Here is a 23,470-nt window from a genome sequence, read left to right as displayed (position 1 = left end):
GAAAAATAATGAATATACCGACAATTGTACCGACAAAGATATCGGTATGCTACCGTAGAACCCTGTAGTGTACTGTAGGGTGAAAGATATAAAATTTATTTTAAATTAATAATTTAACACTACGGCATAATACCGTATATAACAAATCTGGCGGTGAGAGAGGGATTCGAACCCTCGATACGCGCAAACGTATACACACTTTCCAGGCGTGCTCCTTCAGCCACTCGGACACCTCACCAAGGCGTGCGATAGTAACTAAAAAAACGAGTCCTGCCAAGATTTAAGACGAGCATTACAGAAAAAAAATAATAGAGGTGATAAGATTGCGCTAAAAATCATATTGGTTTAATTACACAATGCAAAATACGGCCAAAAAAGCGACCTTGCCTGCCACGGCTTTGGCAGCTCTTGGAGTGGTCTTTGGAGACATCGGAACAAGTCCGCTCTATGCCTTGAAAGAGTCCTTCCATGCAGCGCATGGGTTGGGAATTCAGCCTGAAAACGTATTAGGAATTTTATCTATTATTTTTTGGTGCTTAATGCTGATCATCAGCATCAAGTATGTCGCGATTGTCATGCGTGCAGACAACAACGGCGAAGGCGGGATCATGGCCTTACTCGCATTGAACTTACGTAAAGCCAAAATTGCCGACAACAAAAAAATCTACATGATTGCCATTGGTTTTATCGGTGCCTCGCTGTTTTTTGGTGACGGTATTATTACCCCAGCCATTTCGGTATTGTCGGCTGTCGAAGGCCTGTCTATTGCCACCGATGTGTTTGACCCGTTCATCATGCCAATTGCAATTACCATTATCATCTCTTTGTTTTTGGTACAAAAACACGGTACGGCCTTTGTCGGTAAGTTTTTTGGCCCAATCACGATGGTATGGTTCTTATCTTTAGGACTATTAGGTCTTCACAGCGTCATTCAGACTCCTGTGGTGTTAGGCATGTTCAGTCCGCACTGGGCTATTCAGTTTATCTATCACCATCCAATCATGACATTCTTTGTGATGGGTGCTGTAGTGTTAACAGTGACTGGTGGTGAAGCACTTTATGCTGATATGGGGCATTTTGGACCTGTGCCGATTCGTATGGCTTGGTTCTTTGTCGTGTTGCCATGTTTGGTTTTAAACTACGCAGGACAGGGTGCATTATTGCTCAGAGACCCAGCGGCAATTGAAAATCCGTTCTATTTATTGGTTCCGCAATGGGCACTTTACCCAATGATTATTATGGCGACCATGGCAACGGTAATTGCCTCTCAAGCTGTAATTTCTGGGGTGTTTTCTCTTGCACGCCAAGCGATTCAATTGGGTTATTTACCACGTTTAAGTATTAAACATACGTCTGAGTCTGAAGAAGGCCAGATTTATATTCCTTTCTTAAACTGGTTACTTTTAATCGCAATTATTATCCTAATCTTGATCTTCAAAAGCAGTTCGAACCTTGCAAGTGCATATGGCTTAGCTGTAACTTTAACGATGCTCTGTGACACGATTTTGGTTGCGGTGTTTATCTACTCGGCTTGGAAGTGGAGCTTGCCAAAAGTGCTGCTCCTGATTATTCCGTTCTTTGTTTTAGAGTCGGTATTGGTCGGTGCCACTTCACTTAAAATCTTGTCGGGTGGTTGGGTGCCGTTACTCATTGGTGCGATTGCCGTGACCATTTTAATGACATGGAAACGTGGTCGTGAGCTTACATTTGCTAAGCTTGAACATGACACTTTGGCTCTAGATTTGTTTGTGAAAAGTATTGGTAATAGTGTGCACTGGGTGCCGGGTGATGCAGTCTTTATGACAGGTACTCCGAACGTTGTGCCACATGCCATGCTGCATAACATCAAGCACAACAAGGTACTGCATCAGCGTAATATCTTGGTCACTGTAGTGATTGAAGATGTACCATTTGTTGCGCCAGAAGAGCGTATTACGACAGAAACTTTAGCTGAACATTTCTTCCGTATTAAAATCTTCTACGGTTTTAAAGATGAAATGAATGTACCAAAAGCACTGATGCAAGCCTATGAGCAGCTCGGTCTTGAATATGACTTAATGCACATCAGCTTCTTTATTTCGCGCGACCGTATTGTTCATTCGGTGGGCGATGGTATGTCTCCATGGAGAGAAAAACTGTTTATCTCTATGCAGCGTAATACCAGTCCGGTGAGTGACTTCTACCAGATTCCAACCAACCGTGTGGTTGAGTTAGGTAGTCAAATCGAAATATAAAAATTGATGTAATAAAAAAAACCAAGACATAAGTCTTGGTTTTTTTTATGGCTCTGATTATTGAGCTTGTTGCATAGGTGCATCTGCTGGTAAAGCACCGTCTTTTACCATCGGGTCTGCCGACTGACTCGGATCTGCCGGAGGCGGTGGAGTGTTCGGATCTTGTAGCGCTGGAGGCGCTTGGTTCGGTGCAGGTGGTACTGCATCAGTTGGTGCTGCTGGTGGCGCAATTTCACCGCCTGCTGGAGGCGCTGGTGGAACGTCCGCAGGAATAGGAGCACCTGTAGGCGCTGCATTTGTTGGTGCAGCAGAAACTTGCTGTACTTGTCCGCTATTGACTAAATCGCTAATAGAGCCTGGTTGGCCATTTACGGTTGTGGTTACTTTTACTTTAGACAAACTTTCTAAAGTATCTCCTGGCTGGACTGCTGGCTCAGCCAAAGCGGCCATACTACATAATCCCGTGATTACGCCAATACCAATAATCTTTGAATGGATCATTAAGTGGACTCCGATTATATTTTTATCCAAATTTGTGGAGCTAACCATGTCATAAGCAATCAGTGTTTTTCAACGAAAGATACGCAATTGGCGCAATTCAATAGCCAAAGGCTCTCATAATTCCAACAGATTGTTACGTAATGGGTAATGGAGTTACAAAAAAGATGACCATGTTTTAACCATTTGAAAGATAAGAGATATACTTAAAAAAGCAGGATTGTTAAGCTGCGTGTGGACAGTGGTATTGATAGAAACATGGCAAGTAAAAAACGTAGTAAAGGTACAAACTCATTCTCTATAAGTCAGCATTTTGGCAAGATTATTCTTGCTTGTATTGCTGCGGGAAGTTTTGCGATTGCTTTTGGTAGTGAAAAGATTTCGCAGTGGTTTTCACCTTTAACAACTAACTCGACTTGTCTCAATCAGTTCTATCGTGAAGTTCCGCCTGCTTTAAATAAAGACAGCCTAAAAAAAGACAGTTATCCACTGTGCTTTAATGGCTTTAACGTTTTGTATTCAGGTATTTCTAAAACGCCGTTATGGTCGGCAGAGCATTTAAATGCAGAACGTTTAAGTGTCAAAATTAAGCGTGAAGATAACTTCCATGAAGAAACCCGCGTTGATCAAAAACATCGGGCACTGTTAAGTGACTATCGCGGTTCAGGCTATGACCGTGGGCATATGGCACCAAATGGTGATATGCCAAATAAAGAATCCCAATCTGATAGTTTCTCGCTCAGTAACATGGTGCCTCAAGCGCCTAAAAATAACCAAGAAGTCTGGCGTAAGCTCGAAGAAGCGACCCGTGCTATTGCCACTAAACAAAAACAAGATGTTTATGTAGTGACAGGTCCTGTTTTTGAAGGCAAGCGTCTTAAGACGATTGGGCAGGGTGTCATTGTTCCAACCGCAGTTTATAAAGCGGTGTATATGCCAAAAACTGGCGCGATCGGCGCTTATTACGCACCAAACAATAATTCTCTACAAGTGAAGGTTGTGAGTGTTTGCTACATTGAGGAGCGCTTAGGCGTTAACCTGTTCCCGCAGTTAACCGAGCAACAAAAGCGTAATGTCTATCGTCTACCTTTAACAGCGAGCCAAGTTAAGCCAAATCAAAAGCTAGACTATTTACACTGGGATGGCGAAAGTCAGTGTGAGCAAGACTTAAACGCTGACCAAATTCAAGCGCTACAAGACCAATTTAAAAAGCAAAAAACTGGTTCTTCGGAGCCAATGGAAGCAAAAGTTCCAACAATTGACGAAGAAACGAGAAAGGCGATTGTGAAACAACTGGTAGAAGCCTTGGTGAACTATTTCTTGCAAATCATGAAATAAGTAGTTTTTTTGATTGTTATTGCAACACCGTAATTGATTAAAATAGAATCCATATACAGATCTGTCTATGGATCTTATTTTAATAAGGACAATAACAATGTTTGCCTCGATGTTTCTTTTTTCATTTGCAATGTCTATTACCCCAGGGCCAGTAAATACTGTCATTTTATCGACCAGTTTAAATCACGGTTTAAAAAGATCGCTTCCCTATATTTCAGGCGCCACAATTGGTTTTACCTTGCTTTTAATTTTTATGGCATTTGGTCTTCAGAGTTTATTAACTCAGTTTCCTGTTGTATTAAAGATTCTTGCAGTTTGTGGAACGCTATTTGTTTGTTATATCGGGATTAAAATTATTCTTTCTGCCGCAAATATTTCTATTTCAAGTGTTCCTGTAGAGCAAATGATTATTCCCAATTTTAAAGATGGGTTCTTATTACAGTGGTTGAATCCCAAAGCGTGGTTGGCTTGTGTGTCAGGCATTACCATGTTTACTAGCATTGAAAACCCGCAGTCGTTGCCGATCTTTATCGTTATTTATTTTTTCACTTGCTACGCGTGTTTGTTCTTTTGGGGGTTCTGTGGTGATAAATTTTCAGTGGTGCTCAATCAGGGTAACCGTTTGAAATATTTTAATATCTTGATGGGCGCTTTTTTAATTTTATCGGCTCTTTTAATTTTGATCGATTTTTTTTAAATTGATCGTATTACACTGTGAAGATATAACAACGAGACAACACCTATGTTTAAGCCATTTGAAAAGGGTACAGAGTCTTCATCAATTGAAGATTTAACATTAGAAAATGATGTCGATTGCGTGAGCATTTATGGCAACTTGCAAATTACCAAAGACAAAGTCGGGTTAGAACAGGCAAAGGCATTGCAGAGCTTTTTAAATGATGTTGTTGCGGCTTTGGAAAAAGAAGAATTGCCTGAGAAAATTGAACGTCCAGCTGAACAAGAAATTAATAATCCGTTTATGTAATAAATATATTTTATTCAATTTGCTATCGCGACGGCGGCACGGATGCCGCCTGTTTCACTGCGTTACATGGAAGTAACGTCAGTGAAACGAATGAGTTTTGTCACTTTTGCTCACTCAAAAGTGAGGCATTACCTATACAACTACAACTTGAGTGACCGTGGTATTTGCGGTCGTGCAGTTAATCTTTATCGCTAGCTACCACCTTATAAATAATTGCCCCAATCACAGCCCCTAAAATCGGCGCCACCCAGAACAACCACAACTGACTTAACGCAGCCGTTTCAGCAAAGAACGCAACACCTGTACTACGTGCAGGGTTTACCGAAGTGTTCGTCACCGGAATACTGATTAAGTGAATGAGTGTTAAGCCCAAACCAATTGCAATAGGAGCGAAGCCAGCAGGCGCACGGCGGTCAGTTGCACCTAAGATAATGATTAAGAAGAAAGCTGTAAGTACTACTTCAATAATGAAAGCTGAACCTAAGCCAAACTTGTTTGGTGATAAATCACCAAAACCATTTGAAGCAAAACCACCAACACCACTAAAGCCTGCTTGGCCTTGAGCAATAATATAAAGAACAAATGCAGCAGCAGTCGCACCGACCACTTGAGCAACGATATAGGGAATTAAATCTTTAACATCGAAGCGGCCACCGACCCAAAGGCCAACACTTACCGCGGGATTAAAATGTCCACCTGAGATATGCCCTAGAGCATAAGCACCTGTGAGTACGGTTAAACCAAAGGCAAGGGCTACACCTGCAAAGCCAATACCAAGTTCAGGGAAAGCTGCGGCTAAAACTGCGCTACCACAACCACCAAAGACTAGCCAAAACGTACCTAAGAATTCAGCAAAATATTTATTCATTGTGATTACTCATCTATTGATATATTTTTTAATTAGTGTGAAATATGTCACAAAAAATTAAGCATGTGACTATATGAAATTTTTATTTTCAGTGTTGTTTTAATCAAGAAAAGATTTGTAAGTTTTGGTTGGTTATTCTTTGTCTAAAAATTGATCCCTCCATTGCTGGGGTGTTTGATTGGTCCAATGTTTAAATGCTCTTTGAAAGGCACTTTGTTCTGAATAACAAAGTAAAAGTGCGATCTCTTGCAAGCTTAAATGCGGGTCTTTTAGATACTCGGTTGCGAGCATAAATCGTACTTGCTGAACACGTTCCTGAAAGGTGGTGTTTTGTTGTTGTAAGTGTCGTTGGAGTTGTCGAACTGATAGGCCTAATTGAGCAGCAATATATTCAATTTGATATTGATTTTTTTGCAGCCCAGTCAAAATTGAATGCTGTAAACGCTGATCAAGTTGGGTTGAATTTGGTAATTGCTCTAACAGCGCTTGTGCTTGCTGAACCAATAGTTGCTGTAACGTGTGGTCAGCGCTGCTCAGTGGCTTATTAATTTCTGTAATTGGAATGAGTAACTCTGTACGTGGCTGGCTAAAACGAACGGGACATTGAAAGTATTGTTCATAAACCCTGATATTTTTAGGGGCAGCATTTAAGAAACGTACTTCATGTAAATGCACGTCTTCATGAGACATAAAAAGACGTAAGAACTGAATCACCAACGCAATCGCGATTTCATCGGTAAGCTGGGTAGGGTGTAGCTCAGTCGCTTCCCAGCGAATAGAGCCATATCTTCCTTGTAGCTCAACCACTAATGGGCTCCCATCATAAATCAGACGGTGAAAATCATGATAGCGAATTAAGGCTTCACCTAAGTTGTCGCAAGAGAGCGCTAGGTAAGCAATAATCCCTAAGTGTTTGGGTTGCACATATTTGGCAATTTCGAGTCCTAAACCCGGCTTTGGGTCTAGTCTATAAATCACTTCTAATAGATCACGCCAAACCACATAGTCAAAGCGTTCCAGATTTTGAATTTGTTCTAATTGTTCAGGAATAGCTAATTGATTGGCTTCACAGTAAGCCTTTAAAAGATGCCCCAGTCCTCCATACACTGAGCCTGTATAATTTTTTAATTGTGGCATCCCTAACCACCTCTTCTTGTCGTGATTTGTCAATGAAACCATAAATTCTGGTCAATACCTAGCATAACGAATTTTATATTCTGAATAAAAAGAAAAAGGAGTTAGGTGATGTTAAAAGGGTTTATTGCCGGAATTGCAGTTGCGAATGCATTTGAATGGGTAGCACACAAATATATTTTGCATGGTGTACACCGTGCTGGAAAACCACGTTATAGCCCAGTACCAAAAAGCATGGAATCTCATTGGGCACACCATCGTGAAGTCCGCAAACAACAATTTCATGATGATTGCTATGTTGAGGGCGTGGGAAACTGGCGAACTAAAAATGAGTTAATTTCACTGGCAGTCGTGGCAACCGTTTCAAGCGCAATTTTCTATCCATTTTCAAAAGGCATGGCACTCGCAGCTTGGTACAGTGCTGGAAATTATTATTATATTCATCGCCGTGCACATTTAGAGCCTGACTGGGCAAAGCGTAAAATTCCGTGGCATTACGACCACCACATGAACTCTAATCAAGACGCCAATTGGTGTGTCACGAAGCCTTGGTTTGACTATGTAATGGGAACACGTGTGGTGTCTTCGGCAGATTTAAAAGAACAAAATCCTTTGGGTATTCGGTTGCCTGCTGTATTTGCTAAACCGTTAACTCAAGCTATAGAAAAAATCTTTCCAGCAAAATGGGTCGAGAAAAAAGAAAAGCCTCAACTCGTTAGCGACGTAAATGCGGTAGATGGTGCGGCATAAAAAATAAAGGGGCATATTGCCCCTTTAAATATAAATTAGCTTACAAGCGCATTTCGATGCCTTGATCAGCCAAATATTGTTTAGCTTCTGGAATTGTATATTGGCCAAAGTGGAAAATACTTGCTGCCAATACTGCATCGGCACCACCTTGTAGAATACCGTCTGCAAGATGTTGTAAGTTGCCCACACCACCTGAAGCGATCGTTGGAATGGTAACGCGGTCATTAATGGCACGCATTAAAGCAATATCGTAACCTGCTTTAGTACCGTCAGCGTCCATACTGGTAATCAGCAACTCACCGGCACCGTAGTCAGCCATTTTTACAGCCCATTCAATGGCATCAATACCCGTTGGTTTACGGCCACCGTGAGTAAAGATTTCCCATTTGTTGTCGCCAGTTTTTTTGGCATCGATCGCAACCACAATACATTGTGCGCCAAAGTGCTGAGAAGCTTCTTGAACAAATTCTGGATTAAATACGGCAGCTGAGTTAATACTCACTTTATCTGCACCTGCATTTAATAACGCACGAATATCTTCAACCTTACGTACACCACCACCGACAGTTAATGGCACAAATACAGTCTCGGCCATACGTTCAACAGTACGGTAAGTGGTATCGCGTCCATGATGTGTAGCGGTAATGTCTAAGAAAGTAATTTCGTCTGCACCTTGTTCGTTATAGCGACGTGCCACTTCAACAGGGTCGCCAGCATCACGAATATCGAGGAATTGAACGCCTTTAACTACGCGTCCGTTATCAACGTCTAGGCAAGGAATAATACGTTTAGCAAGCATAGCTTTTTCCAAAAATAATCGCCGTTGGTGAAAGTTCCTACACAGGCGCTACACCTTCATGGAGGGAAGAGGTATTCTATCAAACTTCACAGATGTTTTTTGCAGGTTTTCCATGTCGGTTTATACCCCGTTGAGTTTAGATGAAGTTCGCACCTTTGCTGCACCTTATGGATTAGAGGTGTTGGAGCTGAACCCAATTCAGGGAGGTATTCAAAATACCAATTATTTTCTGGTTGATGTAAACCGCAAACAATATGTACTCACCGTGTTTGAAGAGTTAGATGCACAAGGTGCGGGTGAACTTATTCCTGTTCTTGAACAATTAGGGACTCATGATGTACCTGTTGCAGTGCCGTTAAAACATAGCGGACAAGCGGTTCATGTGATTGCAGACAAGCCTGCACAGATTGCACCACGTTTAATGGGTCACCATCCCATGCAAACCACAGTAGCGCAAGTTGCAGCGATTGCAGATGCACAGGCGAAACTGCATGTGGCTTTACAAGATTTTCCACTTGAACGTGAATATCGCCGTGATCATCAATATTGGACAGGCGTTGCAGAACAGCTGAAACCAAGCATGACTCAAGATGACCAAACGTTACTTGAGCAGGTCTATCAAGCTTTTAATGCGAAAACAGCGCAGTATTCAAATCGACCAACAGGTTTTATTCACTCTGATTTGTTCCGCGACAATACTTTGTTTGAAGGTGAGAAATTACAAGGTATTCTAGATTTTTATGAGTTAAATCAAGATGAATTGCTATTTGATATTGCGATTACCATCAATGATTTTTGTACCGAATATCCAGCAGCGCATTTAAACTCAGACAAAGTCGCAGCTTACTTAGCGGCATACCAAAAAGTTCGTACGCTGACTTCAGATGAACTTGCATGTTTAGATGTATTCTTGGCAATGGCAGCGTGCCGTTTTTGGTCAATGCGTTTGCAAGTTGCTCAAAAAAATAAAGAAGAAGGACGTACTGGCGATGACATTTTGCAAAAAGACCCGCAAGAAATGCGAGCAATGATGCAAGACCGTTTAAGTCATGTAAAAGCATAAAAGGGAATAAAGATGCGAGATCAGGGGCGCTTAGTCGAATGGTTCGACGAAAAAGGTTATGGCTTTATTCAGCCGGATGATGCTGAAAAAGAGCGAGTCTTTTTGCATATCAAAGATTTTGCACGCCCCGGACCTCGGCCAATTATTGGCTGTGCACTGGAATATCGGGTGATTCTCGATGAACGAGGCCGTTTTCGTGCTCAGCAGGTCACCTATTTAAAAGCATCTCAAACCCGAAAAGCGTCAAAGCCCGTAAAAGCAGAATCTTCTTTTCAAGCCAGTCCATGGTCTGCAATGCAAATGGGGATCGTATTTTATTTCGTTTTAATGGGAATTATGAGCTTTATTCATATTTTGCCAGCTTATACGTTGTTATTTGTTTTAATGATGAATGCCTTAAGTTATTGGCTTTATTCTCAAGATAAAGAAGCCGCACAATTGGGTAATCGCCGTGTACCTGAACAAACATTGCACATTGTTAGCTTTTTAGGAGGTTGGCCAGCTGCATGGTGGGCACAACAAAAACTGAGACATAAAACACAAAAACAACCCTTTCGTAAGATTTATTTTTGTACCATATTCTTTCATTTACTTTTGATTTTGTGGCTAATTTCTCCCTTAAACGTATTGCGGGGCTCATAAAAGTAAATCGTTTTAATAAACTTGAGAGGTATAAAAATGAATAGTTCTATCGACCAAGATCCAAATCGTACTTTAACACTTATTTTATATGTACTTTATATTGTTGCCATTTTTACAGGCGGCTTACTTGCGGTTATTGCTTTAATTATTAACTACGTAAAACGTTCTGATGTACAAGGCTCGATTTTTGCGAGCCACTTTACATGGCAAATCAGAACATTCTGGTGGTATCTCGCTTGGAATATTATTGCCTTTTTGCCGTTTATTTTCTTGTTTTTTACAGGTGAAAATACTGACCTATTTGCAGGCGTTGCCATTTCATCGACCGTATTCTGTGTGGGTGTAATTGGTGCTGCGTGGATTTGGATTGTATATCGTGCAATTCGTGGATTGATTGCGTTAAATGATAACCGCCCGATGTATCAACCTTAATAAATAAAAAAGAGAGCGTTAAGCTCTCTTTTTTTATTCTCGAATTCTTTTAGCTTTTTTAATTGGTAACTTAATTTTTAACTCACTGACTAAAACGCCTAAGACTACTAAAGCACCGCCAAAAAGGGCAATCATTGGCAAACGCTCACCTGCAATTCGGCCAATAATGCCCGCCCAAACAGGTTCGCCTGCATAAATAATTGCAGCACGTGAAGGATCAACCACACGTTGAGCCCAGTTCATAACAAATTGAATGAGTGCACTCGCTAAACCTAATGCAATAGCAATCAGTACTAGGGGCCATGAAAATGCTGGAATCGTATGTTCACCCACCACAGGCATGATAGCGAAAGAAAGTAGAGAAGCGACACCAAGTTGAATGATTGTGACGCGGCGTAAATTTACCTTTCCAGCAAAGTAGCTAATAAAAATAATTTCTAAAGCAATCGCAAAGGCACCCAGGATTGTTAAAAGCTGCCCAAAACTTAAGGAAATTTGTTCAAAACCATTGCCCGTCAATAAAACAAGGCCAGCAAAGGCAAGAGCGGCTCCCACCCAAGTCATGATATGGGGAGTTTTTCTAAAGATGAGCCACATTAAAATAGGAACAAGCGGAACGTATAGCGCTGTTAAAAATGCTGATTCACTACTCGGAATGGTTTGTAGACCAATAGTCTGGGTGCCGTAGCCTGCCGCAATAACAAGACCAATCACACTACCAGCGCCTAAATCTTTTAAAGTGACACCTTTCATACTTTTTAATGAAATAAGAAGCAAAGTAAGAGCCGCTACAGCAAAACGACAGCCTACAAAAAACATAGGTGATGCAAAATTCAGCGCATACTGCACAGTAAGGAATGTTCCTCCCCAAATGATCGTAATCAGAATCAGGGCTAACTGTGGAGCTTTGCTTGAACTCAGAGAAATTGGCGACATACTCAAATTAACATAAATTGTGCAATATACTGCACATATTGCGATATTCTTGTATTTTGTGCAATATATTGCTCAAATTTTCTTGCTAATCCATTTTATGAGCCAGTCGAATACCGTTTTACAGCACGTAGGCACAAATATTCGTTTACTAAGAGATGAACGAGATTTGAGTCAACAAGATTTGGCAGATCAGGCAGGTGTGAGTAGACGAACCATTGCTGCTTTGGAAACTGGGCAGGTCAATATTAGTTTGGCCAAACTCGATTCGATTGCAGCAGTGTTGGGTGTGGATTTTAAAACGATTGTGAGTGCACCTGAGCATAAAGAACATGCCGTAGTAAATGCACTCGCTTGGCAGGGTGAAGATGAGGAAAGTAAAGCAACCTTGCTCGCTTCAGTTCCATCTCGTTCCCAAGTTGAGCTTTGGATATGGTCTTTGGCTGTGGGAGAGTCTTACGTTGCTGAAGCAGATGCAGACGGATGGCAGGAAATTATTTACGTATTAGAAGGTGAGCTGACCATACAATTTACTGACAGCAAAAAAATAATAACAGCTGGTTCATCTTTTATTTTTGAAAGTTCTGTTACTTATACCTATATCAATAGTGGTAACCAAGTGCTTAAATTTACTCGTAATGTGGTGTATTGATTTGGAATTTAAGCTTTTTAATAAAATATATGTTTTTAAAATTTATGCAGTTTATTGAAGGCATATATGATGTATATGACCTCTCTTAAAAACCTGTGAATTCAATTTAAACAAAAAATACGAATTAGAATAAATAAGGCAAGTTATGATATTTCTTGTGTAATAAAATTATTTTTAACTCGTTTTAATAGAAAAAAGATACAGAAATGAAGTTCTTATTAAGTTCACAAGATATTAAAAACTATAAATTTTTATGGCAGGTTTCTAAAGAAAATTATAAGAAGCAGAAAGGTAGTATGTTTCTCATGTTTTTATTAGTAATGTTTACAGCATTCTTTACGACATTATTGCCATACCTATTAAAAATTATTATTGATTACTCTGCACAGGCATATAACTTTCCACTAGATATTCGACTTCCATTTAATTTCTTATATCTAATCGTACTCGCTTATGCTGTAGCATGGTTAGCGAATGAGTTATGTAATTGGACGAAAAATATTTTTAGTGCTTATTTGATGGTTGATTTCAAAGGAGCATTAATTTTTGCGGGGTTAAAAAATTATTTAAATCTTAAAAAAGATGAGCAAGATCAAATTGAAGCTGGAACAGTCATCAGTGATCTTGCAAGAGGAAGTTCTGCTTTTGGTGAGATAAATCTAACGTTGCTGCTTCATTTGGGGCCAATCATTTTTCAATTGGTTATGATCTTTGCAGTTTTATTTACAACTATTAGCTTACTTTTTAGTATCAGTTTTTTATTGGTAGCTATCGTTATTTTTTTAGTTTCCTTTCATATAAATAAAAGAAGTAGTTCTTTATTTGATTCGATGTATCAACAAGATAATCAGGTAAATAGCGATTTGATACATCAGATCTCAAATTCATATGAAATTAAAGTAAAAAATGCAGTACCGTTTCAATTGTCAAAATTTAATACCACATTAGACTCATTCATCAAAACAGCTAAAGATAGGAATAAAAAAATAGGGCTATTGATGATTTCTCAATTGTTCCTGATCTTTTTGTTTTTACTCTTTTTTATGTTATTTACAGTCTTTCTTTCAACTGAAAAGCAGCTTACACCGGGTGCTTTCGTATTGATAAGTACTTATATTATTCAACTCACCAATCCATTTTTAGCGGTTTCTCAAAGCTTGATGCGTTTAAATGGTAACTTTGTCGCCTTAGCAAAATATCGAAAATACTTTAATCTCAATAAAGAAAATTATACGCATTCTATCGTTCAAGACTCCAACGTTCTCTTTCAATTTATAAATGCTAAATTTTTACTTGGGAAAAGAGCCGTAGATCATTTTAATTTAACAATATTAGCCAATAAAACGTATGTCGTGATTGGGCCAACTGGCTTGGGAAAGACTTCTCTAATGAATTATTTAATGGGTGTCTATCAGATTCAATCAGGGCAGCTTTGCTATAAGAATATTGATATTAGCCAAAATTTCTCTAAACATATTTTTGATGAGGTTGTTTACGTTGCACAGCAACCAGTTATTTTCCCTTATTCCCTTAGAGATAATTTAGTTTATAACTCCTCGCACATATATGAGGATTCTTACTTACTTCAGATGCTTGATCAATTTAATTTATTACATATTTTGAAAAAGCATCAACTAACGCTCGATGATGATTTAACTGAAATTTATAAGAATTTTTCAGGAGGAGAAAAGCAAAGAATTTGCATTCTTCGAGGTCTTTTAGCTCGCCCGCAGCTCATCATTCTAGACGAACCGACTGCCGCCTTGGATGTAGATACTGCAAAAAATATACTTGAATATATTCAGCAGGTTGTTCCATCCGTAATCATGATTACACATTCGCCCTATGCAATGGAAATTGCGGATGAGGTAATCGATTTAGAAAAGTTATTAAACTAAAGATAATCAAAAATAAAAAAGAGCCTAAAGCGGCTCTTTTTTTACATCTTAAAAATTAAAGACGGTTTTCATCTAACAAAAGCTGAGCTTCACGAAGGTTTAAAGTACCTTCATAAATTGCGCGGCCTGTGATCGCGCCTAAAATGCCCGGTTGGCCTTTTAAGTTACGAACGTCATCAAGGTTGGTAACACCACCAGAAGCAATTACTGGTAAGCCTGAGTATTGAGCCAAGTTTACAGTTTGCTCAACGTTTACACCTTGCATCATACCGTCACGAGCAATGTCTGTATAAACAATGCTAGACACGCCTGCATCAGCAAAGCGTTTCGCTAAATCAGTTGCTTTCACATCAGTAACGTTTGCCCAGCCGTCAGTTGCAACCATACCATTCATGGCATCAATACCAACAATGATGTGGCCTGCGAAACGTTTACAAGCTTCTTCTACAAATTCAGGCTCTTGAACAGCTTTAGTACCGATAATGACAAACGTCACGCCGGCTTCTAAATAGTGTTCAATGGTTTCTAATGAGCGAATACCACCACCAATTTGAATTGGTAATTCTGGCTGAGCTTTAGCAATCGCTTCAACAACAGGTTTATGAATTGGAGTACCTGCGAAAGCGCCATTCAAATCAACCAAATGCAAACGGCGCGCACCTTCATTTACCCAATGCTGGGCAGTTGCAACCGGATCGTCAGAGAAAACAGTATCGTCTTCCATACGCCCTTGTTTTAAACGCACACATTTACCATCTTTCAGGTCAATTGCTGGAATGATTAGCATGCTTCCGCTCCTTGCTTCATCATGTTTATGAAATTGTGCACATCTTAGCAAAGTATTGATCAATCGCTAAGCCTTAGAAAAGACTTTTATTACTTTACGCTTGAAGTGCGGTTTGAATAGTTTGTGAAATGTGAGCAGGTAATAGTTTTTGGTTTCTGAGCTCTTCAAATACGAGTAATGCTGCATAAGCATCAGCAGCGGCATAATTTATTTGCTGAGATGTAAGTGGCTTTCTTGCCCAGTTTGAAGTTCCGACTTTTTTCGACTTTGCAAGATATTGTCCAAATAACAGTGCCACCGCTTTTTGTAAGCCCATTTGCTGTTTAAAACCAAAGTGACTAAACCCTTTGGCAAGGTCGACACAACTTTCTAGCTCTATGCCTTTTTTATGAAAAATGTGCTTATCATTTTTAAGGCCAAAACCGACTTTAATTTGCTTCTGGTTAGATAAAATGGGCTGTAAGAATTTTAAAGTCGATGAATTGACATGAAATAAATAGGCTTTTTGTATTGTAGCAAGTTGAATTAAGTGTGGACCAGTTGAGATTTCACCCACTTTAAATGTAGGTTTAGACTCAGAATCAAATCCCAAAATTGCAGCGTTTTTTAATTCTTCTTCAATACTTTTGCATTGCTCAATATTTTCAATCACCACAATATTATGGTGGTTAAGATTTTCAAAAGGAGGAAGCTGCTGAATGGAAGCTTTATCAAGGAGGGCAACGGCTTCGGACATATTTAACAGCGTACAAAAGAATTGGGCTATTCACTTTATATATGAATAAAGCCTAGAGAACTAGGCTTTATGAATGTCTTTAAAAATTATTGAGACTGAGAAGGTGTACCAATGACCACACTTTCACTTTTCTCGACATAGCCTTCATAGGTCGGAGACATGATTGTGGCAACGACAGCAAAAACCAAAGCAAGTGGAATTAGGATAATATAAATCCAGCCTAAAACGCGTTCCCAACTAGGAGTAGGGCGCTGTGGGCCGTAATCATTATTGCCTTCTGTACCTTTTGCCGCAAAGAGATAAATCATAAAAATCAGGTTTACGGCAGGGATCAGCATCAGTAACGATAGCCATCCTGTATTATTGCGGTCGTGCAAGCGGCGGATGGTAAATACAAAGCTTACATAGAGGCAAACAATATAAAGAATGGCGATAACAATCATGCCTGCCGTAGAAAGGCCAGTTAGTTCCTGACTAGATGTAAACCCAAAAGTAAAAGCGATGATGACAACAGCGATACCGATGACGAGTGAAAATAAGAATGTCCAAGCAGCATAAGAGAGTCGTCCAAAACGACCACTAGCTTTAAAGGGTGAATCTTGTTGAAGTGGCTGATTTTCAAAAGGTGAATTCATTTTGTTTTCCTGATCATTTGGTTTTATTTAAAAGTATAAATATTCAATATTTTGTTGAATAAAACATCATTCTATAAATGATTAGTTGTTATTGTAAATAAAAAAAAGATCAGGCCATTTAGACCTGATCTTTTTCAGTTTTAAATCAGATTAAATATTCCATTCCACAAAGTTTTTAAGTAACTGCAAACCAGCAGTATGACTTTTCTCTGGGTGGAATTGAGTCGCGAATAAATTATCTTTGTGAATCGCAGTGCAGAAGTTCACACCATACTCACAAGTCGCAGCCACAACACTTTCATCTTTTGGTTCGACATAGTAACTATGTACAAAGTAGAAGCGAGCATCTTGTTCGATGTTGTTCCACATTGGATGGCTTGGGTCCATTTGGTGAACTTGGTTCCAGCCCATGTGTGGTACTTTTAAACCTTCCATTTGAGGGAAATGTTTTACTACGCCGTCAAAAATACCTAATGCGTCTACACCGCCATTTTCTTCAGAACTTTGTAGTAATGCTTGCATGCCTACGCAAATCGCAAGAACAGGTTTATTAAATGCAGCTTTACGTACAACTTCATCAATACCTGCTTCACGCATACCTTGCATGCAGTCACGCATTGCACCAACGCCTGGAAAAACAATTTTGTCGGCTTGTGCAATTAACTTTGGATCATTGGTCACATCGACTGTAGCGCCCACATACTCAAGTGCTTTAGCCGCTGAGTGTAGATTGCCCATGCCATAATCAAGTAACGCGATACGTGTCATTAGAGGCTACCTTTTGTCGATGCAATCGTGTTTTCTGCACGTGGATCAACTTCACATGCCATACGTAAAGCACGAGCAAGTGCTTTGAACACACTTTCGATTTGATGGTGGCTATTTTTACCTTTTAAGTTATCGATGTGTAAGGTCATAAGCGCATGATTTACGAAACCTTGGAAAAACTCAGAAAATAAATCGACATCAAAGGTACCGATGCGTGCACGGGTAAATGGAATATCCATAAATAAACCCGGACGACCAGATAAATCGACAACAACGCGAGATAAAGCTTCGTCTAATGGTGCATAAAAATGACCATAGCGTTTTAAACCTTTTTTATCGCCTAAAGCTTGTGCAAAAGCTTGTCCAAGCGTGATACCACAGTCTTCTACGGTGTGGTGATCATCAATCTCGAGGTCTCCGTCACAATGAATATCGATATCAAATAAGCCATGTCGCTTGATTTGATCAATCATATGGTCTAAAAATGGAACTCCAGTGTTTAGTGTGCCTTGACCAGTACCGTCGAGATTTAAACGAACTCGAATTTTGGTTTCATTGGTATTTCTAACCACTTCACTGATACGTTGCGTCATGGACACGTTCCTCAAAAAACGTCAAAAATGATTGGATGTTAACGACAATTTCGCTGTGACGAATTCGTGACAGCATCATAGTTTGCTCAGGAGGGTTAATCAATGCCTATTACCGTACATGCTTATAGTTCTCTAGATAATTCAGAGATCCGCGATCAGCTTGAGCGACTGTATGATACAAGTCCGGAGTTTGGTGACGGGCACGATGCGATTGAACAACTTGAACAAGATTTACAACAGTATACCACGCTATACACTGCCGAATTTAACACCAAAATTATAGGTGCAATTTGGTCTTCAGGACAAGGCGAAAGCAAGGTTCTTGAATATATTGTTGTGCACCCTGCGAACCGTGGTCGTGGGGTAGCTGAGCGCTTAGTCGAAGAAGCTTGCCGCATAGAAGAGTCAAAAGGTGTTAAAACTTTTGAACCAGGTTGTGGCGCGATTCATCGCTGTTTGGCTCACATTGGTAAACTACATCACTAAAAGCTTCTATTATTTTGTGGTTGTGATTTAAAAATAATCACTTGTTACAAAAAACACGGAAGTTGCTTGACGTCTTCTTATAAACATTGTTTAATACGCCCACTTCGGCGTGATAGCTCAGTAGGTAGAGCAACGGATTGAAAATCCGTGTGTCCCCAGTTCGATCCTGGGTCTCGCCACCATTATTTGTGTTTTCAATCCCTGATCCCATCAGGGATTTTTTTTAAGTATAAAAAATACTCATTTAAATCAGAAACTCAGGATAATTGTTGACTATTGTTCTGAGATACGGCTTAATACAGGCCATCGGCGTGATAGCTCAGTAGGTAGAGCAACGGATTGAAAATCCGTGTGTCCCCAGTTCGATCCTGGGTCTCGCCACCATATTCGAAAAGCCCCATACATTATGTATGGGGCTTTTTTCATGCCTCTTTATTTAATAAAAATATTAAGACCTTACCTGTGTATAAATCTCATTTTATCCACAAGCAAAGAGGGTTATCCCCAATATCGCCTTAACTTTCTAAAAATAGTCCAAACGAAACGTGGTTCTAATCATGAGAACTATCACGAATAAGTCGTTTTCCTAAACACACGGCTTCTACTTCGTCGTAACCGAGTTGTTCGTAAAAGTTCAACACATTCAAATTGTCTTTACGGACTAATAATTGCAGTTTTGGGCAGCCACGAGCGATGAGACGCTTCTCAAGCTGCTGAACGAGCGCTGTAGCGATTCCTAAGCGTTGTTGGTGGGGGTGAACAGCCAAATAGTTAATCCAGCCTCTATGGCCGTCGTAGCCGCCCATAAGCGTGCCAATCAGTTGCTCATCTTTAATAGCAACCAAAAACAAATCATCCTGTTGCGAGACTTTTCTGAAAATATCGGTTTCAGGATTATTCCAAGGACGAGTCAGACCACAGCTTTCCCATAAAATAACGACATCATCCAGATCTGCATTTGTAAATTGACGAATAATAAACATATGGATTTCTACTTTTTGTTTTGATGTGCTGAAAAGATAAAATAAAAATTCGGGCTTGAGCAGTGTTTTATTAATAATTTAAACAAATAAAAAAGCACTCCCGAAGGAGTGCTTGAATTAAACCAGTGATTTAAGCTGATTTTGCAACTGGTGCTGCTTGAAGCATTTGACCTGTTTCTTCGAAGTTTGCATGCCAAGACAATGCTTCACGAAGTAAGTGAGGAGTATGTCCACCTTTAGCACATGCACGGTCAAAGTAGTCATTTAATGCATCACGATAAAGTGGGTGTACACAATTATCGATAATAGCGCGAGCGCGTTCACGAGGCGCTAAACCGCGTAAGTCTGCTAAACCTTGCTCTGTCACTAAAATATCAACGTCGTGTTCACTGTGATCAACGTGGCTTACCATTGGCACGATAGAAGAGATATCACCGCCTTTAGCAATTGATTTGGTCACAAAGATCGCTAAGTGAGCGTTACGAGCGAAGTCACCTGAACCACCAATACCATTCATCATTTTAGTACCACACACGTGAGTTGAGTTCACGTTACCGTAAATATCAAACTCAAGCGCAGTGTTAATGCCGATAATCCCTAAACGACGAACCAATTCAGGATGGTTAGAAATTTCTTGTGGACGAAGCACTAATTTGTCTTTGTAAGCTTCGATATTGCCAAAAACTTTTTCGCCACATTTTGCAGAAAGGGTAATTGAGCTACCAGAAGCAAATTTCATTTTGCCTGCATCAATGAGTTCAAAAGTACAGTCTTGTAGTACTTCTGAGTACATGATGAGGTCTTCAAAATCAGAATCTTTTAAACCTGTTAGTACAGCGTTGGCAATAGAGCCAATCCCTGCTTGTAATGGACCAAGATTTTTCGGTAAACGACCTTCTGCAACTTCTTTATTAAAGAAAGCAATTAAATGGTTTGCAATGCCTTGAGTCTCATCATCTGGAGGAGTTACTGTTGATGGTGAGTCATGTGTATCGTTAAATACAATACCTACAATTTTTGCAGGATCAATTTGGATTGCTGTTGTACCAATACGCTCATCCACTTTTGTTAATGGAATTGGAGTACGTGTTGGACGATAAGTTGGAATATAGATGTCGTGCAAACCTTCAAAGCTTTCGCTTAAAGATGTGTTGATTTCAACAATAACTTTTTCGGCAAAAATAGCAAAGCTTGCAGAGTTACCTACAGAAGTTGTTGGAATAATGCCACCATCTTCAGTAATCGCAATTGCTTCAATCACCGCAACCTCTGGACGTTTAAGTTGCTGGTTACGCATTTGCTCAACAGTTTCTGATAAATGTTGATCAATAAACATAACTTCGCCGTTATTAATCGCACGACGTAAAGTGTTGTCTACCTGAAATGGCATACGACGAGATAAAACACCTGCTTCCGTGAGTTGTTTGTCTAAGTCATTACCTAAGCTAGCACCCGTAATTAACGTGATTTTTAACGGATTTTTCTTTGCATGCTCTACAAGTGCTTGTGGAACAGCTTTAGCTTCACCGGCACGGGTAAAACCACTCATACCAACGGTCATTCCATTTTCGATGAATTGCGCAGCTTGTTCAGCACTGATGACCTTGTCATGAAGAGAAGCTAGGCGAATACGACTTAAAGACATTGGACATCCTCAATATTGTCAAAACATACGGGATTTTAGCTATGAAAAATTGAAAAGTGCATAGGTGTTAGGCTAAGGTCTAATTTTGTAAATAAATGGCGGTATAAATTATATTTATGGTTTTTATTTAATTGATTTTTATTGCTTTTATTTGTCATTAAAACAAGGCTTTTAATTGCTGATTGATCAAATTAAAAGCGCTCACTTAATGTTTGTTTTATTTTTTCCAAAGGATTCGTCGTGGTATTTTCTTCGGTACTCGGTTTTGGGATTGGTAAAGAAATAATAACTTCTAGACCACCTTGTTCACGATTATGAATTTGAATCTCACCATGATGAATATCGACAATACGTTTAACAATAGCCAGCCCAAGACCACTACCTTGAATGGTTCTTGCTGAGTCTCCGCGAACAAAAGGTTGCATTAACTCTTCAATTTGATCTGCCGGAATGCCTTCACCATGATCAGCAACGGTAATTAAAATACATTCATTTTCAACTTTTGCACTGAGCTCTATTGGTTCAGCACCATAGCGTTTTGCATTATTAATCAAGTTGGCAATCAATCTTTTTAAAGAAAGGCTACGTGCTGGAATAATAGGTACATCCTGCATCTCGAATTGAATATCGAGAGGTTTAAATTGCACAACAAGTTCTTGCAAAAGCATGTTGATATTGGTGTCTTTCAACTCCTCATCTGAACCATCGCGCATGTATGAAATGAACTGATTAAGAATTGCATCCATATCATCTACGTCATAAACCAAACCTTCACGCAAAAACTCATCAGGCAGCATCTCTGCTGTTAAGCGTATGCGTGTAAGAGGAGTGCGCAAATCATGTGAAATACCCGCCAACATAATACGTCGTTCGCGCTCAGTCTGATCGAGTGTGTAGACCATGCGATTAAAGGCTTGGTTTACTTGACGAATTTCTAGTGGTCCATGATTGGTATCAAGGTACGGCGCTGTTCCAGATTTACTGTATTCATTGGCAGCATTCTGCAAACGACGCAGAGGGCGGTTCATCTGTCTGACCAAAATCAAAATAATGATAGCCGACAGTAAAGGAACACCCACAACCCAACCCACTAAAAGTTCAGGACTATAGTTGGCATAGGTTTTTAAAGGCTCGCGAACCCAGTTGCCATGCATTTCAGGAGTTTGAATCCAAATGCGTGGGCTCGGTTTAAACTGGAAATAAACGGTAACATCTTTAGTCCCGATCTCATTTGCCAGCTTTTTTTCGACATGATTGGTAAAAAACTCGGCAATGACCTTTTCTCGGACACTTGGATATTCTTTGGGGTTGGTAACGTATTCAATACCGACTCGATTACGCAACCACGCATCAATATCTACTTCATTTTCACGATGAAAAATTCGTATATCAGGATTATTGACGAGCTCAAGCTCGACCGCAAGATAACGGGCGTGCTGTTGAATTTCAGGTAAATACAGAGTTCGCCAAAAGAACCATAACGACATAAATAAGCTAAAGAACACCACCAGCAGTACCAGAATAGTGGTACGCATGGCAGCAGAACGTGGCTTTATTTTGTCGAGAAAACGTTCCCATCGAGTCCGTTTACGCTCTGAATAGGTCACGTAATCGGTAAAGTTCTGTGGGGCGATTGGTTCTAAACTCACTCTATCTTATCTCAAGCTTATTCAGCACCATCTGGAACGAATACATAGCCGACACCCCATACAGTTTGGATGTAACGTGCACGCGCAGGGTTATCTTCAATTAAACGACGTAAACGAGAAACTTGAACGTCAATTGAACGTTCCATTGCACCCCATTCACGGCCACGCGCTAAGTTCATCAATTTATCGCGTGTTAATGGTTCACGTGGGTGTTGTACCAATGCTTTTAATACTGCAAATTCGCCAGTTGTTAAGGTAACGATTTGTCCTTCGCGTGTCAGTGTACGGGTAGACAAGTCTAAAGACCATGGACCAAAGCTTACTACTTCAACTTGTTGGCTTGGTGCACCCGGAACTTCACGAACTTGGCGACGTAATACTGCACGGATACGTGCTAAAAGCTCATTTGGGTTAAATGGTTTTGGCAAGTAGTCATCTGCACCAGCTTCAAGACCGGCAATACGGTCTGAATCGCTACCACGTGCTGTTAACATGATGATTGGCGTATCAATATTTGATTGGCGTAAACGACGGCAAATACTTAAACCATCTTCAACCGGTAACATAAAGTCGAGTACGATAAGTGAAAATAACTCACGTTGTAATAAACGGTCCATTTGCGAAGCATCGTGGGCAGTTTTTACAACAAAGCCTTTATCTTCCAAAAAACGTTGCAAGAGGGTACGTAAACGCACATCGTCATCGACCACTAAAATACGTTCGACACGATCCGTTTCGTTGTGTACGGTTTCAGGATGTTCAGCAGGTACAACTAAACTCATGATGTACTCCCTTTTAAAGTCATAATTTATATATTATTGGGTCGGATAGGCTTATTGCCAACAAGCCCTCAGTATAATGCTGATGTTCTTGTTTAGACTATGTATCAATTTGCTCAAAATTACAATTTTCAAGGTGGTTTGAAACCAAAAAACAACATCTTAAGCCCATAATTTAGCAAA

Annotated in this window: 26 protein-coding genes and 3 tRNA genes; 13 read left to right on the top strand and 16 right to left on the bottom strand. The window is 39.9% G+C overall.

Features of this window, described 5'->3' with window-relative positions:
• Positions 1 to 148: 148 nt before the first annotated feature.
• Positions 149 to 238 (bottom strand) — tRNA-Ser (locus B806_RS0117395).
• A gap of 118 nt (positions 239 to 356) precedes the next feature.
• Between B806_RS0117395 and B806_RS0117390 the strand changes: the two genes are divergently transcribed.
• Positions 357 to 2,234 (top strand): potassium transporter Kup, encoded by a 1,878-nt coding sequence (locus B806_RS0117390; RefSeq protein WP_002117080.1) that lies wholly within the window; start codon positions 357 to 359, stop codon positions 2,232 to 2,234.
• Between the two features lie 57 nt (positions 2,235 to 2,291).
• Here B806_RS0117390 and B806_RS0117385 read toward each other — a convergent pair whose 3' ends face one another.
• Positions 2,292 to 2,735: a hypothetical protein gene (locus tag B806_RS0117385; RefSeq protein ID WP_017403276.1), complete on the bottom strand. Its 444-nt coding sequence runs from the start codon at positions 2,733 to 2,735 to the stop codon at positions 2,292 to 2,294.
• A gap of 255 nt (positions 2,736 to 2,990) precedes the next feature.
• Between B806_RS0117385 and B806_RS0117380 the strand changes: the two genes are divergently transcribed.
• The 3 genes from B806_RS0117380 (at position 2,991) to B806_RS0117370 (ending at position 5,055) form a co-directional block, all read left to right on the top strand.
• Complete coding sequence (locus B806_RS0117380) at positions 2,991 to 4,070, top strand: DNA/RNA non-specific endonuclease (protein ID WP_017386440.1); 1,080 nt, start codon at positions 2,991 to 2,993, stop codon at positions 4,068 to 4,070.
• Positions 4,071 to 4,167: 97 nt separating this feature from the next.
• A complete protein-coding gene (locus B806_RS0117375) occupies positions 4,168 to 4,767 on the top strand; it encodes a LysE family translocator (RefSeq protein ID WP_002116994.1) in 600 nt (199 codons plus the stop codon).
• A gap of 45 nt (positions 4,768 to 4,812) precedes the next feature.
• The gene (locus tag B806_RS0117370; protein WP_017386439.1) at positions 4,813 to 5,055 is read left to right on the top strand and encodes a hypothetical protein; all 243 of its coding nucleotides are present in this window, start codon (positions 4,813 to 4,815) and stop codon (positions 5,053 to 5,055) included.
• 178 nt (positions 5,056 to 5,233) lie between these two features.
• Here B806_RS0117370 and aqpZ read toward each other — a convergent pair whose 3' ends face one another.
• Together aqpZ and B806_RS0117360 are read right to left on the bottom strand one after the other, a co-directional pair.
• A complete protein-coding gene (gene aqpZ, locus B806_RS0117365; protein ID WP_017386438.1) occupies positions 5,234 to 5,923 on the bottom strand; it encodes an aquaporin Z in 690 nt (229 codons plus the stop codon).
• A 132-nt stretch (positions 5,924 to 6,055) separates the two neighbouring features.
• On the bottom strand, positions 6,056 to 7,060 hold the full coding sequence (locus B806_RS0117360; protein ID WP_017386437.1) for an AraC family transcriptional regulator: 1,005 nt from the start codon (positions 7,058 to 7,060) through the stop codon (positions 6,056 to 6,058).
• Between the two features lie 108 nt (positions 7,061 to 7,168).
• Here B806_RS0117360 and B806_RS0117355 point away from each other — a divergent pair, with 108 nt between their 5' ends.
• Entirely contained in the window at positions 7,169 to 7,807 is a 639-nt protein-coding gene (locus B806_RS0117355; protein WP_017386436.1) for a hypothetical protein, read from the top strand.
• Between the two features lie 40 nt (positions 7,808 to 7,847).
• Here B806_RS0117355 and hisF read toward each other — a convergent pair whose 3' ends face one another.
• Positions 7,848 to 8,606, bottom strand: coding sequence for an imidazole glycerol phosphate synthase subunit HisF (gene hisF, locus B806_RS0117350; protein WP_017386435.1), 759 nt, complete (start codon positions 8,604 to 8,606; stop codon positions 7,848 to 7,850).
• 112 nt (positions 8,607 to 8,718) lie between these two features.
• On the opposite strand from hisF, the gene B806_RS0117345 reads away from it, so the two are divergent.
• From B806_RS0117345 to B806_RS0117335, 3 genes are read left to right on the top strand one after another with little or no spacing between them, the layout of a single operon-like run.
• The gene (locus B806_RS0117345) at positions 8,719 to 9,669 is read left to right on the top strand and encodes a homoserine kinase (protein WP_017386434.1); all 951 of its coding nucleotides are present in this window, start codon (positions 8,719 to 8,721) and stop codon (positions 9,667 to 9,669) included.
• A 12-nt stretch (positions 9,670 to 9,681) separates the two neighbouring features.
• A complete protein-coding gene (locus B806_RS0117340; protein ID WP_014207865.1) occupies positions 9,682 to 10,311 on the top strand; it encodes a DUF1294 domain-containing protein in 630 nt (209 codons plus the stop codon).
• Positions 10,312 to 10,347: 36 nt separating this feature from the next.
• On the top strand, positions 10,348 to 10,743 hold the full coding sequence (locus B806_RS0117335; RefSeq protein ID WP_017386433.1) for a membrane protein: 396 nt from the start codon (positions 10,348 to 10,350) through the stop codon (positions 10,741 to 10,743).
• Positions 10,744 to 10,776: 33 nt separating this feature from the next.
• Here the strand turns inward: B806_RS0117335 and B806_RS0117330 are convergent, their stop codons facing one another.
• Complete coding sequence (locus B806_RS0117330; protein ID WP_017386432.1) at positions 10,777 to 11,679, bottom strand: DMT family transporter; 903 nt, start codon at positions 11,677 to 11,679, stop codon at positions 10,777 to 10,779.
• Positions 11,680 to 11,776: 97 nt separating this feature from the next.
• On the opposite strand from B806_RS0117330, the gene B806_RS0117325 reads away from it, so the two are divergent.
• Together B806_RS0117325 and B806_RS0117320 are read left to right on the top strand one after the other, a co-directional pair.
• Positions 11,777 to 12,328, top strand: a complete 552-nt coding sequence (locus tag B806_RS0117325; protein WP_025465997.1) for an XRE family transcriptional regulator — start codon at positions 11,777 to 11,779, stop codon at positions 12,326 to 12,328.
• Positions 12,329 to 12,534: 206 nt separating this feature from the next.
• Entirely contained in the window at positions 12,535 to 14,226 is a 1,692-nt protein-coding gene (locus B806_RS0117320; protein ID WP_017386430.1) for an ABC transporter ATP-binding protein, read from the top strand.
• 55 nt (positions 14,227 to 14,281) lie between these two features.
• Here B806_RS0117320 and hisA read toward each other — a convergent pair whose 3' ends face one another.
• The 5 genes from hisA to hisB all read right to left on the bottom strand — a co-directional run bounded on the left by hisA (position 14,282) and on the right by hisB (position 17,745).
• Complete coding sequence (gene hisA / locus B806_RS0117315) at positions 14,282 to 15,013, bottom strand: 1-(5-phosphoribosyl)-5-[(5-phosphoribosylamino)methylideneamino]imidazole-4-carboxamide isomerase (protein ID WP_000905538.1); 732 nt, start codon at positions 15,011 to 15,013, stop codon at positions 14,282 to 14,284.
• A 94-nt stretch (positions 15,014 to 15,107) separates the two neighbouring features.
• Positions 15,108 to 15,749, bottom strand: coding sequence for a 3'-5' exonuclease (locus tag B806_RS0117310; protein ID WP_017386429.1), 642 nt, complete (start codon positions 15,747 to 15,749; stop codon positions 15,108 to 15,110).
• A gap of 86 nt (positions 15,750 to 15,835) precedes the next feature.
• The gene (locus tag B806_RS0117305; protein ID WP_017386428.1) at positions 15,836 to 16,384 is read right to left on the bottom strand and encodes a DUF805 domain-containing protein; all 549 of its coding nucleotides are present in this window, start codon (positions 16,382 to 16,384) and stop codon (positions 15,836 to 15,838) included.
• Between the two features lie 150 nt (positions 16,385 to 16,534).
• Positions 16,535 to 17,152: an imidazole glycerol phosphate synthase subunit HisH gene (gene hisH / locus B806_RS0117300; protein WP_017386427.1), complete on the bottom strand. Its 618-nt coding sequence runs from the start codon at positions 17,150 to 17,152 to the stop codon at positions 16,535 to 16,537.
• A complete protein-coding gene (hisB, locus tag B806_RS0117295; protein ID WP_002116767.1) occupies positions 17,152 to 17,745 on the bottom strand; it encodes an imidazoleglycerol-phosphate dehydratase HisB in 594 nt (197 codons plus the stop codon). The genes hisH and hisB overlap by 1 nt, the downstream gene beginning before the upstream one ends.
• Before the next feature lie 102 nt (positions 17,746 to 17,847).
• Here hisB and B806_RS0117290 point away from each other — a divergent pair, with 102 nt between their 5' ends.
• From B806_RS0117290 to B806_RS0117280, 3 genes are all read left to right on the top strand, one after another.
• Complete coding sequence (locus B806_RS0117290; RefSeq protein WP_002116928.1) at positions 17,848 to 18,231, top strand: GNAT family N-acetyltransferase; 384 nt, start codon at positions 17,848 to 17,850, stop codon at positions 18,229 to 18,231.
• A 106-nt stretch (positions 18,232 to 18,337) separates the two neighbouring features.
• Positions 18,338 to 18,413: transfer RNA gene (locus B806_RS0117285), tRNA-Phe, on the top strand.
• Positions 18,414 to 18,539: 126 nt separating this feature from the next.
• A tRNA-Phe gene (locus B806_RS0117280) sits at positions 18,540 to 18,615 on the top strand.
• Positions 18,616 to 18,782: 167 nt separating this feature from the next.
• Here B806_RS0117280 and B806_RS0117275 read toward each other — a convergent pair.
• The 5 genes from B806_RS0117275 to ompR form a co-directional block, all read right to left on the bottom strand.
• Positions 18,783 to 19,214, bottom strand: a complete 432-nt coding sequence (locus B806_RS0117275; protein ID WP_002116887.1) for a GNAT family acetyltransferase — start codon at positions 19,212 to 19,214, stop codon at positions 18,783 to 18,785.
• Between the two features lie 130 nt (positions 19,215 to 19,344).
• The gene (locus B806_RS0117270; RefSeq protein WP_017403275.1) at positions 19,345 to 20,859 is read right to left on the bottom strand and encodes an acetyl-CoA hydrolase/transferase family protein; all 1,515 of its coding nucleotides are present in this window, start codon (positions 20,857 to 20,859) and stop codon (positions 19,345 to 19,347) included.
• A gap of 35 nt (positions 20,860 to 20,894) precedes the next feature.
• Positions 20,895 to 21,017 (bottom strand): hypothetical protein, encoded by a 123-nt coding sequence (locus tag B806_RS19630; protein WP_014207857.1) that lies wholly within the window; start codon positions 21,015 to 21,017, stop codon positions 20,895 to 20,897.
• Positions 21,018 to 21,050: 33 nt separating this feature from the next.
• Positions 21,051 to 22,508: an ATP-binding protein gene (locus B806_RS0117265; RefSeq protein ID WP_005804509.1), complete on the bottom strand. Its 1,458-nt coding sequence runs from the start codon at positions 22,506 to 22,508 to the stop codon at positions 21,051 to 21,053.
• A gap of 17 nt (positions 22,509 to 22,525) precedes the next feature.
• Positions 22,526 to 23,290, bottom strand: coding sequence for a two-component system response regulator OmpR (ompR, locus tag B806_RS0117260; RefSeq protein ID WP_000060753.1), 765 nt, complete (start codon positions 23,288 to 23,290; stop codon positions 22,526 to 22,528).
• Positions 23,291 to 23,470 lie beyond the last annotated feature (180 nt).

Source organism: Acinetobacter sp. TG2027, assembly GCF_000302435.1.
GTDB classification, from domain to species: Bacteria; Pseudomonadota; Gammaproteobacteria; order Pseudomonadales; family Moraxellaceae; genus Acinetobacter; species Acinetobacter pittii.
Note: the sequence above shows the minus strand (reverse complement) of the source record. Positions and strands in the feature narration are given on the sequence as shown.

Bases quoted from the DNA above. Each gene is read 5' to 3' on its own strand.
- B806_RS19630 (WP_014207857.1), bottom strand. From the start codon at position 21,017: ATGACAAATAAAAGCAATAAAAATCAATTAAATAAAAACCATAAATAT.
- B806_RS0117310 (WP_017386429.1), bottom strand. From the start codon at position 15,749: ATGTCCGAAGCCGTTGCCCTCCTTGATAAAGCTTCCATTCAGCAGCTT.
- B806_RS0117275 (WP_002116887.1), bottom strand. From the start codon at position 19,214: ATGTTTATTATTCGTCAATTTACAAATGCAGATCTGGATGATGTCGTT.
- hisB (WP_002116767.1), bottom strand. From the start codon at position 17,745: ATGACGCAACGTATCAGTGAAGTGGTTAGAAATACCAATGAAACCAAA.
- B806_RS0117390 (WP_002117080.1), top strand. From the start codon at position 357: ATGCAAAATACGGCCAAAAAAGCGACCTTGCCTGCCACGGCTTTGGCA.
- hisH (WP_017386427.1), bottom strand. From the start codon at position 17,152: ATGACACGTATCGCGTTACTTGATTATGGCATGGGCAATCTACACTCA.
- B806_RS0117325 (WP_025465997.1), top strand. From the start codon at position 11,777: ATGAGCCAGTCGAATACCGTTTTACAGCACGTAGGCACAAATATTCGT.
- B806_RS0117370 (WP_017386439.1), top strand. From the start codon at position 4,813: ATGTTTAAGCCATTTGAAAAGGGTACAGAGTCTTCATCAATTGAAGAT.
- B806_RS0117345 (WP_017386434.1), top strand. From the start codon at position 8,719: ATGTCGGTTTATACCCCGTTGAGTTTAGATGAAGTTCGCACCTTTGCT.
- B806_RS0117340 (WP_014207865.1), top strand. From the start codon at position 9,682: ATGCGAGATCAGGGGCGCTTAGTCGAATGGTTCGACGAAAAAGGTTAT.
- aqpZ (WP_017386438.1), bottom strand. From the start codon at position 5,923: ATGAATAAATATTTTGCTGAATTCTTAGGTACGTTTTGGCTAGTCTTT.
- B806_RS0117385 (WP_017403276.1), bottom strand. From the start codon at position 2,735: ATGATCCATTCAAAGATTATTGGTATTGGCGTAATCACGGGATTATGT.
- B806_RS0117380 (WP_017386440.1), top strand. From the start codon at position 2,991: ATGGCAAGTAAAAAACGTAGTAAAGGTACAAACTCATTCTCTATAAGT.
- B806_RS0117335 (WP_017386433.1), top strand. From the start codon at position 10,348: ATGAATAGTTCTATCGACCAAGATCCAAATCGTACTTTAACACTTATT.
- B806_RS0117375 (WP_002116994.1), top strand. From the start codon at position 4,168: ATGTTTGCCTCGATGTTTCTTTTTTCATTTGCAATGTCTATTACCCCA.
- hisF (WP_017386435.1), bottom strand. From the start codon at position 8,606: ATGCTTGCTAAACGTATTATTCCTTGCCTAGACGTTGATAACGGACGC.
- B806_RS0117355 (WP_017386436.1), top strand. From the start codon at position 7,169: ATGTTAAAAGGGTTTATTGCCGGAATTGCAGTTGCGAATGCATTTGAA.
- B806_RS0117305 (WP_017386428.1), bottom strand. From the start codon at position 16,384: ATGAATTCACCTTTTGAAAATCAGCCACTTCAACAAGATTCACCCTTT.
- B806_RS0117270 (WP_017403275.1), bottom strand. From the start codon at position 20,859: ATGTCTTTAAGTCGTATTCGCCTAGCTTCTCTTCATGACAAGGTCATC.
- B806_RS0117290 (WP_002116928.1), top strand. From the start codon at position 17,848: ATGCCTATTACCGTACATGCTTATAGTTCTCTAGATAATTCAGAGATC.
- ompR (WP_000060753.1), bottom strand. From the start codon at position 23,290: ATGAGTTTAGTTGTACCTGCTGAACATCCTGAAACCGTACACAACGAA.
- B806_RS0117330 (WP_017386432.1), bottom strand. From the start codon at position 11,679: ATGTCGCCAATTTCTCTGAGTTCAAGCAAAGCTCCACAGTTAGCCCTG.
- B806_RS0117320 (WP_017386430.1), top strand. From the start codon at position 12,535: ATGAAGTTCTTATTAAGTTCACAAGATATTAAAAACTATAAATTTTTA.
- hisA (WP_000905538.1), bottom strand. From the start codon at position 15,013: ATGCTAATCATTCCAGCAATTGACCTGAAAGATGGTAAATGTGTGCGT.
- B806_RS0117360 (WP_017386437.1), bottom strand. From the start codon at position 7,060: ATGCCACAATTAAAAAATTATACAGGCTCAGTGTATGGAGGACTGGGG.